The organism is Actinopolyspora mzabensis (assembly GCF_900101095.1).
GTDB lineage: Bacteria > Actinomycetota > Actinomycetes > Mycobacteriales > Pseudonocardiaceae > Actinopolyspora > Actinopolyspora mzabensis.
Genome location: NZ_FNFM01000018.1, coordinates 1 through 14,743, shown reverse-complemented (window position 1 = coordinate 14,743; position 14,743 = coordinate 1). Strand labels below are relative to the sequence as shown.

The window sequence follows — 14,743 nt, the reverse complement described above, 5'->3', positions numbered from 1 at the left end:
GCTGGTGGGGCGGTGCATGCGTTGCGGGTGGGTCCTGGGGTGCAGGCGTATTTGGCGGATCATCGGGTGTTTGGTCGGGTGGTGGTGCCGGGGGCGTTTCATGTGTCGGTGTTGTTGGCGATCGCGGCGAGTTGGTGGCCGGGCCGGTCGGTGGCGTTGGTGGATGTGCGGTTCGTGGCGGCGTTGGTGGTCGATGAGGGTGAGGCGGGTTTGCCGGTGCAGGTGCATCTGGTGCCCGATGACGACACGGGCGAGTCCGAGATGCTGCGGGCGACGGTGGCCAGTTGGCAGCACGACCAGTGGACCACCCACGCCCACGCCCACCTCACCCCCACCGACGAGCCGAAAGCGGCCTCCGCCCTTCCCCGATTACCGGAGACACTGACAGGATGGGGCCCGGACCCGGGCATGGACGAGGTGCTGGACGGGCTGGGTGCGTTCGAGATCGAATGGGGACCACGCTGGCGGTGGCTTCGCGCGTTCGAGAGCGAGGACGAGACGCGGCACGGGGTGTTCGAACCTCCCGAAGGCGTCGACACCACCGAAAGTCCCGTCCCCGCGGGGCTGCTCGACAACGCCTTCGGTGTGGCGATGTCCCTGTTGGACCGGATCGAACACGGAGCTCCTCAGCTGCCGTTCCTCATCGAGCGGCTCGACTGGACCGGCGAACCCACTCCGATCCGTAGCGCCACGAGCACCGGTCTTCGGACGCGGGATTCGACCACCCAGGCCGACGAGCTCGTCGCCCGCGATGCCTCCGGAAACGAGGTGCTCCACCTCCACGGCTACACCGCACACCACGCTCCGCCCGAGCGCTTCCTGAACGAGCACCCCTCGCGGGATTTGTTCCGCGTGGAGTTCCAGGCGTCTCCTGTCCCGTCGGAGGCGTCGCGGGGTCCGTCCACTGCCCCGCTCGTCCCGGTCGATGCCACCGAACCGGATCTCGCGGCGGCGGTCGAGTCGCGCCGGGCGGACGCGGACACCGACGGTCCTCCGAGGATCGTGGTGCACTGGCCCCGCCAGGAAGCGACAGCCGAGGAGGTACACGCGACCACCCAGCGTGCTCTCGACTGGCTCCAGCGCTGGTTGGACACCGACTCACTCCGTGACGCAGTCGTGCTGTGGGTGACGCGCAACGCCTGCGCGGTCGACGAGGACGATCGTGCGGCGTCCCCGGCGGCCGCGGCCCTGTGGGGCCTCGGCCGGACCGCGCAGTCGGAACACCCCGACCGATCCTTGGTACTGCTCGACGTGGACGAGACCGTCGACGACGAAGAGCTCGACCGGACACTCCGGACGCTGCCGCCGGACGAGAGCCAGCTCGTCCTCCGCGACGGGGAACTGTCCACGCCCAGGCTCGTCGCCGTCGAGGAGAACGACAGCGTGGGCATCCCCACCGTGGATTCGGAGAGGACCGTGCTGGTCACCGGAGCCACGGGCGGGCTCGGTAGCTCGATCACTCACCACCTCGTCACCGAGCACGGTGTTCGCCACCTGCTGCTGCTGTCGCGCTCCGGTACCGAAGCGCCCGGCGCCGGCGACCTCGTTCGCGAACTCCGGGACGCGGGTGCCGAAACCGTGACGGTACGCGGCTGCGATGTCTCGGTCCGCGCCGAACTCGACGAGGCGCTGGCCTCGATTCCGGACACCCGGCCGCTCGGGTCGGTCGTGCACGCGGCCGGTGTGGTGGACGACGGTCTGCTGGGTGATCTGACGGCCGAGCGCGTGGACGCGGTGCTGCGGGCGAAGGTGGACGCGGCGGTACACCTGCACGAGTCGACCGAGGACATGGAGTTGCAAGCGTTCGTGCTGTTCTCCTCGGCAGCGGCGACGTTCGGAAGCGGCTCCCAAGGGCATTACGCCGCTGCCAACGCCGCGCTCGACGCGCTGGCGCTGCGGCGGAAAGGTCTGGGGCTCGTCGCCAGGAGCTTGGCGTGGGGGCCGTGGTCCGGTGCGGGGATGGCCGCGGATATGGACGAGGCGCTGCGGCGCCGGCTGCGGCGCGAGGGGTTGCGGTTCCTCGAGCCGGAGACCGGGATGCGGCTGTTCGACCTCGCCCTGGGCCGTCCCGAAGCCAACCTGGTGCCGGTGTCCCTCGACCGGGGCCTGCTGACGTCGGTGACGACGGTTCCCCCGGTACTCCGTTCCCTCGTCACCCGGCCGGCCGGGAGCGGGAAAGCCGAACAACCCGGAGCTGACGGTCCCGCCTCGGACCTGGCGGAGCGGCTCGCCCACACACCCGAAGCGGAACGAGAACGCGTCGTCCTCGACGCGGTACGCACGGAGGTGGCCGCGGTCCTCGGGCTGCCGCACGCCTCCTCGGTTCCCGACGCGCAACCCGTGCAGGAGCTCGGCCTCGACTCGCTGATGGCGCTGGAGGCGCGGAACCGCTTGTCCGCACTCGTCGGCGAGACGCTGCCCGCCGGTCTGCTGTTCGATCACCCCTCGCCGACCGCTCTCGCGCGGCACCTCGTCGAGCGCTTCGCCACCACCAGGCAGGAAAACCCCCAGGAGCTCGATGCCGCCGACCCCGTCGTCGCCGAGCCCGCGGCGGCGGACGAGCCGATCGCGATCGTGTCGATGGCGTGCCGCTATCCGGGCGAGGTGGACTCGCCCGAGGAGCTCTGGCGACTGCTGACCGACGGGGGCGACGCGATCACCGGGTTTCCCGACCGTCCCGGTTGGAACACCGAACGCCTCTACGACCCCGATCCCGACACACCGGGACGCACGACGACACGGGAGGGCGGTTTCCTGCACGACGCGGGCATGTTCGACCCCGAGTTCTTCGGGATCAGCCCCCGCGAGGCCGAACGTCTCGACCCGCAACAGCGCATCCTGCTCGAGACGTGCTGGGAAGCGCTCGAACGGGGCCGCATCCCCGCCTCCCGGCTCGAAGGGAGCTCGACCGGCACCTACATCGGCGTGATGTACGACGACTACTTCGGACGTCTCGGGCAGGACCTCGCGAACTTCGACGGGCACAACAGCGCCGCGGGCGGCGGCAGTCTGCTGTCCGGACGCATCGCCTACACCCTCGGGCTCCAGGGCCCCGCGATCTCCCTGGACACCGCGTGCAGCTCCTCGCTGGTGACGATGCACACGGCGATGCAGGCGCTGCGGCGCGGCGAGTGCGAGCTCGCCCTCGCCGGGGGTGTCACGGTGATGTCCACCCCCGGCATGTTCGTCGAGTTCAGCAGACAGCGGGGCCTGGCGCCGGACGGGCGGTGCAAGTCGTTCTCCCGGCACGCCGACGGGGTCGCCTGGTCCGAGGGCTGCGGTGTGCTGCTGCTGGAGCGGTTGTCCGATGCACGCCGGAACGGCCACGACGTGCTGGCGGTGCTGCGTTCGGGCGCGGTCAACCAGGACGGCCGCAGCCAGGGACTCACCGCCCCGAACGGTCCCTCGCAGGAACGGGTGATCCGTTCGGCCCTCGCCGCGGGCGATCTGGAACCGTCCGATGTCGACGCGGTGGAGACGCACGGCACCGGCACGACGCTCGGCGACCCGATCGAGGCGAACGCACTGGCCGCGACATACGGTCGGGCACGCACCGCCGAGACACCTCTCGCCCTGGGTGCGATCAAGTCCAACCTGGGGCACACGCAGGCCGCGGCCGGAGTCGCCGGTGTGATCAAAATGGTCTCGGCGCTGCGGCACGAGCGGCTGCCCCGGACCCTGCACGCCGAGGAACCCACCGAGCACGTCGACTGGACAGCGGACCACCTGCGGCTGCTGGCGGAGCCGATGCCCTGGCCGCGACGCTCCGGGCACGTTCGCCGCGCGGGCGTGAGCTCGTTCGGGATCTCCGGGACGAACGCGCACGTCATCGTGGAGGAGGCGCCGGAGGACGACACCGATCCCACCTCCCGCTCCGGCGACGACGGGAGCGGCTCTCCCGCCCCGGTCCCGCTGGTCGTGACCGGGCACAGTGACCAGGCGCTTCGGGCGAACGCGGCACGGTTGGCCGAGCACGTCGACTCGTCCCGGCGGGCCGCTGTTCCGCTCGACATCGCCGCCGCGCTGGTGCGCACGCGCGATGCCTTCCAGCGGCGCGCGGTCGTGCCGGTATCGAGCAACGACGAGGCGGTCGAGGCGCTGCGCACCGTGGCCGATGGGGGGCTCCCCTCGGGAGCCGTGCTGGCGACGGCCACCGGCACCCGCCCGGTCTTCGTGTTCCCCGGTCAGGGGAGCCAGTACCCGGGGATGTGTCGTTCGCTGCTCGGGGACGAGACCTTCCGCGCGGCGCTCGCCGAGTGTGACGAGGCGCTGCGTCCCCACACCGGGTTCTCCGTGCTGGAACTCCTCGAAGCTGACGAGGAGTCGCAACGCGAGGCGATGAACCGGGTGACGGTGGTCCAGCCGTTGCTGTTCGCCGTGGCGGTCGCGCTCGGCAGGCTCTGGGAACACGTGGGGATCGAACCTGCCGGAGTGGTCGGGCACAGCCAGGGTGAGGTGGCGGCCGCGGTCGTCTCCGGCGCCCTCGCCCTCGAGGACGGTGCCCGCGTCGTCCACGTCCGCAGCAAGCTCGTTGAGGGCTTGGCCGGAGACAGCGGCATGGGCAGCGTCGGACTGCCTGTGGAAGAGGTACACCGACGGCTGCACGAGCGGGACGGTGCGCTGTCGGTGGCGGTCGTCAACAGCTCGGAGTCCACGGTGGTCGCCGGAGACCGGCAGGAACTGGAGGGCTTCCTCACCGACCTCGAAGCGGAAGGGGTGTACTGCCGCCGGATCGCGGTCGACTACGCCTCCCACTCACCGCAGGTCGACCCGATCCTCGACTCCATCCGGGAGGAACTCGCGGCGATCTCGCCGCGCACGGCACGCGTGCCGTTCCACTCGACGGTGCTCGGCCGACCACTCCAGGGCCCCGAGCTCGACGCGGACTACTGGGCCGACAACCTGCGTCGGCCGGTGCGGCTCGATCTGGCCCTGGAAGCCGCTGCGTCCGGTCCCGAGACGGTCTTCGTCGAGCTGAGCGCACACCCGCTGCTCGTCGCGCCGCTGCGAGGAGCGGGCCACGAGGCTGTCGTCGGTTCGCTGCACCGCGACGACGACGCGACCACTCGCTTCCGCCGCGCGGTGGCCGAGACCTTCGCCCACGGCCTGCCCGTCGACTGGGAGAAGGTCTTCGACGGAACGGGGGCACGAGCGGTCGACCTGCCCACCTACGCCTTCCAGCGACAGCACTACTGGCTCCGGCTCGCGGCGACCGGCGGAGGCGACGCCGCCGCCTTCGGTCTGGACACGGGAGAGCACCCGTTCCTCGGTGGGCGGACGGACCTTCCGGACGGAAGCGTGGTGTTCACCGGGAGTATCGATACCGAGACGCACCCCTGGCTGACGGACCACCGGGTCTTCGACACGACGCTGCTGCCGGGCGCCGCGATCGTGGAGCTGGCGGCGCACGCGGCGCGGCACGTCGATCTGGACGGCGTCGTCGACACCGTGCTCGAAACGCCGCTCGCGCTCGACCCCGGATCGCCTCGGCGGATCCAGCTCACCGTCAACGCGGCCGAAGCGGACGGCACCCGTTCCTACGTCCTCCGGAGCAGAACCGAGGAAGCTTCCTCCGAGCCCGCCCCCGATGCCCACTGGGTCCAGCACGCATCCGGGGTGCTCGGGGAAACGGCCTCGAAACCCGAGCGGCTCGAAGCGTGGCCGCCCGCCGGTGCCGAACCGGTCGACGTCGAGGAGCACTACGGGCACCTCGACGAGAGCGGACTGTCCTACGGCCCGGCCTTCCGGGGCTTGCGCGGACTGTGGCGACGGGACGGCGTGATCTTCGCGGAGGTGAACCCGCCGGACGGGGTGAGCGCGGATGCCGACTCCTTCGGGCTGCACCCGGCGCTGTTCGACGCCGTGCTGCACGCGGTGGCCGAACCCGCACGCGAGGGCGAAGGAGTCTCACTTCCCTTCGCCTGGCGGAATGTGCGGCTGCACGCGGTCGGAGCGAGCGTGCTCCGGGCCCGCATCGTGCCGTCGACGGCGAGTGACGAGGGCACTGACGAAACGAGTCTCACGCTCTTCGATCCGGCCGGGGAACCCGTCGCTTCCGTGGGGGCCGTCTCGGGGAAACCCGCGACTGCGGGGGAGATCCGACACGCGCTGCGAGGCCCGACGACCGATCTGTACCGCACGCTCGCGTCCCCGCTGGCGGAACAGGAACACGGCGCGCCGGTCGCCTACATCGACATCGATCCGCGTGACCCGGAGCCGGAGCGCGTCGTGCGGGACACCCGCACCGGTGCGGAAGCGGACCGCCCCACGCTCCTCGTCCGCTGGGACGACGTCGCGACTTCCGGTGCGGTGAACACCGACGAGATCCACGACGCCGCGCATCGCGGGCTCACCTGGTTGCGGGAGTGGTTGGCGGCCGATGCGCTCGCCGAAGCCAGAGTCGTCTGGCTCACGCGCCGTGCGGTGGCCCGCGACGATGCCGAAACCGCGAATCCGGGTGCGGCGGCGCTGTGGGGACTGGGGCGGAGCTTCCGGGAAGAGCACCCGGAGCGGTCCCTCGTGCATCTCGACGTCGACGACGTGCCCGGTGACGAGACGCTCTCCGCCGTGCTCGGTCGCCTGCCGGACGGCGAGAGCGAGTTCCTGCTCCGCGACGGTGAGCTCGCGACCCCGAGACTCGCCCCGGTCGAGCGGAGGGAGCCGGAGGTGGACAGCGGCGAGGAGCCGCCCTCAGCTGTCGATCCGGAGGGGACGGTGCTCGTCACCGGTGGAACCGGCGGGCTGGCGCGGGTGACTTGCAGACATCTCGTCACGCGGCACGGCGCTCGGCACCTGCTGTTGCTCTCGCGCTCGGGGCCGGACGCGCCGGACGCCGCTGCTCTGGTCGAGGAACTCGAAGCGCTGGGCGCCGAGCGGGTCACGGTCCGCTCCTGCGACGTCTCCGATCGTGGGCAGCTGGCCGCGGCCCTGTCCTCGATCGACGAGGCGCATCCACTGACCGCGGTGGTTCACACGGCAACCGTTCTGGACGACGGTCTGCTCTCCGATCTGACACCGGAGCGGGTCGATGCGGTGCTCCGCCCGAAGCTCGATGCGGCGGTGCACCTGCACGAGTTGACCGAGTACGCGGACCTGCGGGCGTTCGTGCTGTTCTCGTCGATGGCGGGCACCCTCGGCGCCGCCGCCCAGGCCAACTACGCGGCGGCGAACGCGGCCCTCGACGCCCTCGCCGCTTACCGCGCTAATCGAGGTCTCCCGGCGACCAGCCTCGCCTGGGGCAGCTGGTCCGAGGTGGGACTTCTCTCCGCCATGGACGAGTCCTTCCGACGCCGGATCCGGCGCTCCGGGTTCATCCCCCTCGACCCGGAAACCGGGATGGAGTTGCTGGACGAGGCACTCGCAAGGCCCGCCACCTACCTCGCGCCGGTGCGGTTGGACCGTGCCGCCCTGCGGCGAAACGCGAACACCGACTCGAGCGCGACTCCGCCGATGCTTCGCGGACTCGTCCGCCCGCCCGCCCGTCGGGCCTCGGCGATGTCGGCGGAGCGGTCGCGTTTCCTGGAGCGGCTCGGGTCACTGTCCGAGACCGAGCGCGAGAAGGCGGTGCTCGACGCGGTGCGCGGGGAGCTCGCCGCGGTGCTCGGGCTTTCCGGGACCGCCTCCGTCCCCGCCGACCGGCCGATCCAGGAGCTCGGCCTCGACTCGCTGATGGCGGTCGAGCTGCGCAACCGGTTGTCGGGTCTGATCGGGCAGCGCCTGCCCGCCACCCTGCTGTTTGACCGGCCGGTGCCGAGCGCGCTCGCCGGTTATCTCAGCTCACTCGTCGAGAAGCCACCGGCGGCTCCCACCCCGATCGCCGAAGCGGTCGAGCTGCTCGAGCGGACCCCGCTCGCCGCTCTCGACGAGGACAGTTCGGTGGAACGCCTCCTCGAACTCGCCACGCGGCTGCGGTCGCGACGTGAGGGGAGCGCACCGGAAGCCCACGACCTGGAGGACGTGGCCGACGACGACCTCGACGACCTCCTCGACCAAGAGATCAGGAAGCTCGAATGAGCACGCCGAAGGACGAAAAACCGATGTCTTCAGAGACGGATCCGCAGGAAAGGGCGCGGCGTGCGGTCGCGGCGCTGCAGCAGGCCAACCAGAAGATCGTCGAACTCCGATCGCGTGCCAACGAGCCCATCGCCATCGTCGCGACCGCCGGACGCTATCCCGGGGGTGCGGACACACCGGAGGAGCTTTGGCGCCTCGTCGCGGAGGGACGTGACGCGGTCGGGGAGTTCCCGGAGAACCGGCCGGGATGGAGCATCGACGAGCTCTACGATCCCGATCCGGACGTTCCCGGACGTTCGCTCACCAAGGAGGGTGGCTTCCTCGACGACGTCGACCTGTTCGACCCGGCCTTCTTCGGGATCAGCCCCAAGGAGGCGGAACGGATCGATCCGCAGCAGCGAATCCTGCTGGAAACCTGCTGGGAACTGCTCGAACGGGCGCGCGTTCCCGCCGCTTCGTTGCGGGACAGTCCCACCGGCGTCTACGTCGGCGCGATGTACGACGACTACTTCTCCCGCCTCGGCCGCGACCTGATCAACTTCGACGGGCACAACGGCACCGCGGGCGGACACAGCATCCTGTCCGGCCGCCTCTCCTACACCCTCGGCCTGCGGGGTCCCGCGATCTCCGTGGACACGGCCTGCAGCTCCTCGCTGGTGACCATCCACATGGCGATGGAAGCACTCCGGAAAGGGGAGTGCGATCTCGCTCTGGCCGGGGGCGTCGCGGTGATGGCCACCCCGTTCGCGTTCGTCGAGTTCAGTAGGCAGCGAGGACTCGCTCCGGACGGTCGTTGCAAGCCGTTCTCGGAACTGGCCGACGGCGCCGGTTGGTCCGAGGGGTGCGGCATGCTGCTGCTGGAGCGGTTGTCGGACGCGCGCGCCCACGGGCACGAGGTGCTGGCGGTGCTGCGCTCGGGCGCGGTCAATCAGGACGGCCGCAGTCAGGGGCTGACCGCTCCCAACGGTCCCTCGCAGGAGCGGGTGATCCGAGCCGCTCTCGAATCGGCCGAGCTCGGTGCCGCCGACGTCGACGCGGTGGAGGCCCACGGCACCGGTACACCTCTCGGCGACCCGATCGAGGCCAACGCGCTGGGGGCGACCTACGGTCAGGCGCACACCCCGGAGCGCCCCCTCCTGGTCGGCTCGATCAAGTCCAACCTGGGACACACCCAGGCGGCGGCGGGTGTGGCCGGGGTGATCAAGATGGTGCAGGCGTTGCGGCACGAGGAGTTGCCTCGTTCGTTGTACGCCGAGTCGCCGAGTTCGCACGTGGACTGGTCGTCCGGGCAGGTGCGGTTGTTGGACGAGGCGGTGTCCTGGCCGCGTCGGGAGGGGCACGTTCGTCGGGCGGGTGTGTCGTCGTTCGGGATTTCGGGGACGAACGCGCACGTCATTCTGGAGGAGGCCCCGGCCGAGCAGCTCGAACACGACGGCGACGTGCGCCTTCCGTCGAGTGCCGCCTCGTTCCCGTTCGTGCTCAGTGGACACACCGAGTCGGCGTTGCGGGCGAACGCGGCGCGGTTGGCGGAGTTCGTGGCGCCGGACCGCACGGATTCGGACGAGCCCACCCGTCGGGATGCTGCCGCGCTGCGCGACATCGCCTACAGCACTGTCACCACCCGCACGCCCTCGACCGAACGAGTCTGCCTTCCGGCACGGGATGTAGCCGATGCTGTCCCGGCGCTTCGGTCGGTCGCCGATGGTTCGTTGCCGTCGGGTGCGGTGCGTGCGGCTGCTTCTCGGGAGCGGGTGGTGTGGGTGTTTCCGGGGCAGGGTGGTCAGCATCCGGGGATGTGTCGCTCGTTGTTGGGGGACGAGGTTTTCCGGGCGGCGTTGGTTGAGTGTGATGGGGCGTTGCGTCCGTATACGGGGTTTTCGGTGGTGGAGCTGCTGGAGTCCGATGAGGAGTCGCAACGTGAGGCGCTGGATCGGGTGACGGTGGTGCAGCCGGTGTTGTTCGCGGTGGGGGTCGCGTTGGCGCGGGTGTGGCGGCACTGGGGAGTGGTCCCGTCGGCGGTGGTGGGTCATTCGCAGGGTGAGGTGGCTGCTGCGGTGGTGGCGGGTGTGTTGAGTGTGGCTGAGGGTGCTCGGGTGGTGGGGGTGCGGTCTCGGCTGGTGGCTGGTCTTGCTGGTGATGGGGGGATGGGCAGTGTGTCGCTGCCGGTGGCCCAGGTGCGGCGGCGGCTGGCTGAGTGGGGTGGTGCGTTGTCGGTGGCGGTGGTCAATACCGCCGAGTCGACGGTGGTGGCTGGTGACCGGCAGGAGTTGGAGGAGTTCCTCGCCGTGTTGGAGGGCGAGGGTGTGTCCTGTCGGCGGATCAAGGTGGATTACGCGTCGCATTCGCCGCAGGTGGATCCGGTGTTGGAGTCGGTTCGGTCGGAGTTGGCTGATCTCGCACCGACAACTGGGGATGTGCCGGTGGTGTCGACGGTGCGGGGGGCTCGGGTCGACGGCAGCGAACTCGATGGTGACTACTGGGCGGACAATCTCCGCCAGCCGGTGCGGCTGGACCTGGCGCTCGAGGAACTCTCAGCAGGCGAAGAGACAGTCCTCGTCGAACTCGGTGCCCACCCGATGCTGGTCGCGACACTTCGCGCCGCGGGGCACGAGGCCGTGGTCGGCTCGTTGCATCGGGACGAGGACGGTGCCTCGCGGTTGCGGCAGGCCGCGGCGGAGTTGTTCGCCCATGGCATCCCGATCGACTGGGACACCGTCTACGCGGGCACCAACACACAGACCGTGGACCTGCCCACCTACGCCTTCCAACGCCAACACTACTGGCTGGAACTCCCCGCAGCGAGTCAGGGGGACGCGTCCGCCTTCGGCCTCGACGCCGGAGAGCACCCACTCCTCGCGGGCCGCACGGACCTCTCGGACGGCACCGTCGTGTTCACGGGTAGCACCGCTGCGCTCGCCCGTCCGTGGAACTCCGAGCACCACGTCTTCGACACCGCGCTGCTGCCGACCACCACTCTCATCGATCTCGCGCTGCACGCCGCGAGCAGGGTCGGCCTCGAACGCGTCGCCGAGACCTCAGTCGAAGAGCCGATCCCGCTCGACGCGGGCCCACGCCGGTTGCGGCTGGTGATCGAACCCGAACAGGACGGCCGTCGAGGCTTCACGCTGCAAAGCAGCTTCGCCGACGGGCCGTGGGTGCGCAACGCCAACGGCCGGCTCGCCGAACGAACGACCGAAACGCATCCCGCCCCCGACAGCGGGCCGCCACCAGGAGCCACCCCGCTCGACGTCGAGGAGCTCTACGTGTCGCTGGACGAGGACGGGCACCGCTACGGACCCGCTTTTCGGGCGATCACGCGCGGGTGGAGCACCGGCGACGAGGTCGTCGTCGAGGCGAGCCTGCCGGATGAGCTGCGGGACGAGAGCGAGACGTTCGGGACGCACCCGGCGCTCCTCGAAGCCGCACTGACCGCCGCGACGCGGCTCCTCCCGAACACCGACGAAGCGGTCCATCTGCCGTGCACCGTCACGGACGCGATGCGGCACGCGGTCGGAGCGACGACGATCCGAGCGCGGGTGAACCGAACATCCGAGGGACGAGTGCGCCTCGCGCTCTTCGACCCCGCCGATGATCCGGTAGCGACGATCGGAGCGATCACGACCGAGGAGGTCACGGAACCGCGCGTCCGGGAATCGGCGGGTTCGGGGGCGACGACCGCGTCCTCCGCGCTGTATCACGTCGTCGGTCAGCCCGTCCCCGCTCCAGCGACGGACCCACCGAGGGGAGCGCCGACCGACCACCTGGAGGTCGACATCGCGGCGCCGGGCGACTCGACGCCCGACTTCGCCGCGCTCGCGGACAGGGTGCGGACGGCGGAAGCATCCACTCTGGTCGTTCGTTGGCCCGAGCCGGACGCGACACCCGCCGCTGTGCACGAGCTGACCCACCGCGCCCTCGCCTGGCTGCGGGGATGGTTGGCAGCGGACGCTCTCGGCGATACCCGGGTCGTCTGGCTCACCCACCGGGCCACCGGGCACGGATCGGCACAATCCCCGTCGTCCCCCGCAGCGAGGGCGCTGTGGGGAATCGCCCGCGCGTTCCAGCAGGAACATCCCGACCGGCATCTCGTGCTGGTGGACACGGAAACCGAGGCCGATCGGCAGCCCGCTGCGCTCGCGGACCTCGTGGCTCGGCTTCCCGGCGACGAACCCCAGCTGGTGCTGCGCGACGGAGCACTCCAGGCGCTGCGGCTGCTGCCCGTGGAGCGTTCGGAGGAACCGGCCGCGACCACCTGGAACACCGATGGCACCGCGCTCATCACCGGCGGGACGGGCGGTCTCGCCCGGGTCCTCGCGCATCATCTCATCGCCGAGCACGGGATCCGGCACCTCGCGCTGGTGTCGCGTTCCGGAGCCGCTGCCACCGGGTCCGCCGAGCTCGTGGCCGAGCTGGAAGCGGCGGGCGCGACCACGGTCACCCTGCACGCCTGCGACGTGTCCGACCGGGCCGAGCTCGGGGACCTCCTCGACGCCATCCCCGCCGAGCGCCCGCTGACGGCCGTGTTCCACACCGCCGCGGTCCTCGACGACGGACTCCTCGCCGACCTCACGCCGGAGCGGGTCGACACTGTACTGCGCCCCAAGATCGACGCCGCCTTCCACCTGCACGAGCTCACCGCGGAGTTGCCGCTGTCGGCCTTCGTGTTGTTCTCCTCCGCCGCGGGAACCCTCGGCAGCGCGGGACAGGCCAACTACGCCGCCGCGAACGCCGCCCTCGACTCGTTGGCGGCGCGGCGGCGCCACACGGGGCTGCCCGCGGTGAGTCTGGCCTGGGGCATGTGGACCGACGTGGGTCTCGTGACCGGTCTGGACGATCCGCTGCGGCACCGGTTGGGCCGGATGGGCGGTCTTCCGATCACTCCCGAGTTCGGCATGCGACTCCTCGACGAAGCCCTCGGACGTCCCGAGGCGGATCTCGCCCCCATCCCGTTCGACCACGGTCGACTCGAACAACGAGCGAAGGAGGGCGCACTCCCGGCGTTGCTGCGGGGGCTCGTCCGTCCTCGTTTTCGGCGAGCCGCGGGTACCGCCACGGGAACAGGGCTCGCCGAGCGACTGGCGGGCCGTTCCGAATCCGAGCGTGCCACGGCGTTGCTCGAACTGGTGCGAGGCGAACTCGCCACCGTCCTGGGCCTGCCGGAAGCGAGTGCTGTCCCCGTCGACAGGCCGGTTCGCGATCTCGGCCTCGACTCGCTGATGGCCGTGGAGTCCCGCAACCGCCTCGCGGCGCTCGTCGGCGAGAAACTCCCGGCGAGTCTGCTGTTCGACCACCCCACGCCCACGGAACTCAGCCGGTTCCTCGCGAGCAAGCTACCCGGCACCGAGCCGGGCAGGGCTCGGACCGACGTTCCGACGACTCGGCGCGCACCGGACGAGCCGATCGCGGTGGTGTCGATGGCGGGGCGTTATCCGGGTGGGGTGGATTCCCCGGAGGGGCTGTGGCGGTTGTTGGTCGACGGTGGTGATGCGGTGTCGGGTTTTCCGGATCGTCCCGGTTGGGATGTGGCGGGGTTGTTCGATCCGGATCCGGATGCCGTCGGCCGGACGAGCACGGACCAGGGCGGTTTCCTGTACGACGCGGGGCTGTTCGATGCGGGGTTTTTCGGGGTGAGTCCGCGGGAGGCGGAGCGGTTGGATCCGCAGCAGCGGTTGTTGTTGGAGACTTCGTGGGAGGTGATCGAACGGGCCGGTTTGCCTCCGTCGTCGCTCGACCGCAGCCTCACCGGCGTCTACCTCGGGATTCAGTCGAGCGGGTACGTGCTGCACTCCGGTGACCCGGACCAGCTCGACGGGCACGTGGCCACCGGGGTCGCCAACAGCACCGCGTCCGGTCGCCTCTCTTACACGTTGGGGTTGCGGGGTCCGGCGGTGTCGGTGGACACGGCGTGCAGTTCCTCGTTGGTGAGTATTCATCAGGCGATGGAGGCGTTGCGGCGTGGTGAGTGCGATCTCGCCTTCGCGGGCGGGGTCACCGTGATGGCGACACCCGTGCCGTTCATCGCCTTCAGTCAGGAACGGCTGATCTCCCCTGACGGCCGTTGCAAACCGTTCTCCGATGCGGCCGACGGCGTGGGCTGGTCGGAGGGCTGCGGCATGTTGCTGCTGGAGCGGTTGTCGGATGCGCGGGCCAACGAGCGCGATGTCCTCGCGGTGCTGCGGTCGAGTGCGCTCAATCAGGATGGTCGCAGTCAGGGGTTGACGGCGCCGAACGGTCCGGCGCAGGAGCGGGTGATCGGTGCTGCGTTGGCGGCCGGTGGGTTGGAGCCCTCGGATGTGGACGCGGTGGAGGCGCACGGCACCGGCACCGCCCTGGGGGACCCGATGGAGGCCAACGCGCTGCTGGCCACCTACGGCCAGGGGCGTGACGCGGAGCGGCCGCTTCGGATCGGTTCCATCAAGTCGAATCTGGGGCATCCGCAGGCCGCGGCGGGTGTCGCTGGGGTGATGAAGATGGTGCTCGCGCTGCGGCATGGTGAGTTGCCGCGCTCGTTGTATGCCGAGGAACCGACCTCTGATGTGGACTGGAGCGCGGGGCCGGTTCGGTTGTTGGACGAGGCTGTGTCGTGGCCTGTGGAGTCGGGTCGGGTGCGTCGTGCGGGTGTGTCCTCGTTCGGGATTTCGGGCACGAACGCGCACGTGATTCTGGAGGAAGCACCCGAGTTGGAGATTTCTGGTTCGGGTTCGTCCGTGGTTGAGGTGGGTGAGTCTGC

At 70.5% G+C, this 14,743-nt stretch carries 2 protein-coding genes; both read left to right on the top strand.

What is annotated here, in order from left to right:
- Window positions 1-12 precede the first annotated feature (12 nt).
- Window positions 13-8,013: a type I polyketide synthase gene (locus BLR41_RS22230; RefSeq protein ID WP_092632812.1), complete on the top strand. Its 8,001-nt coding sequence runs from the start codon at window positions 13-15 to the stop codon at window positions 8,011-8,013.
- Between the two features lie 74 nt (window positions 8,014-8,087).
- A partial coding sequence (locus BLR41_RS23575; RefSeq protein WP_425426946.1) for a type I polyketide synthase occupies window positions 8,088-14,743 on the top strand: 6,656 nt, incomplete at its 3' end.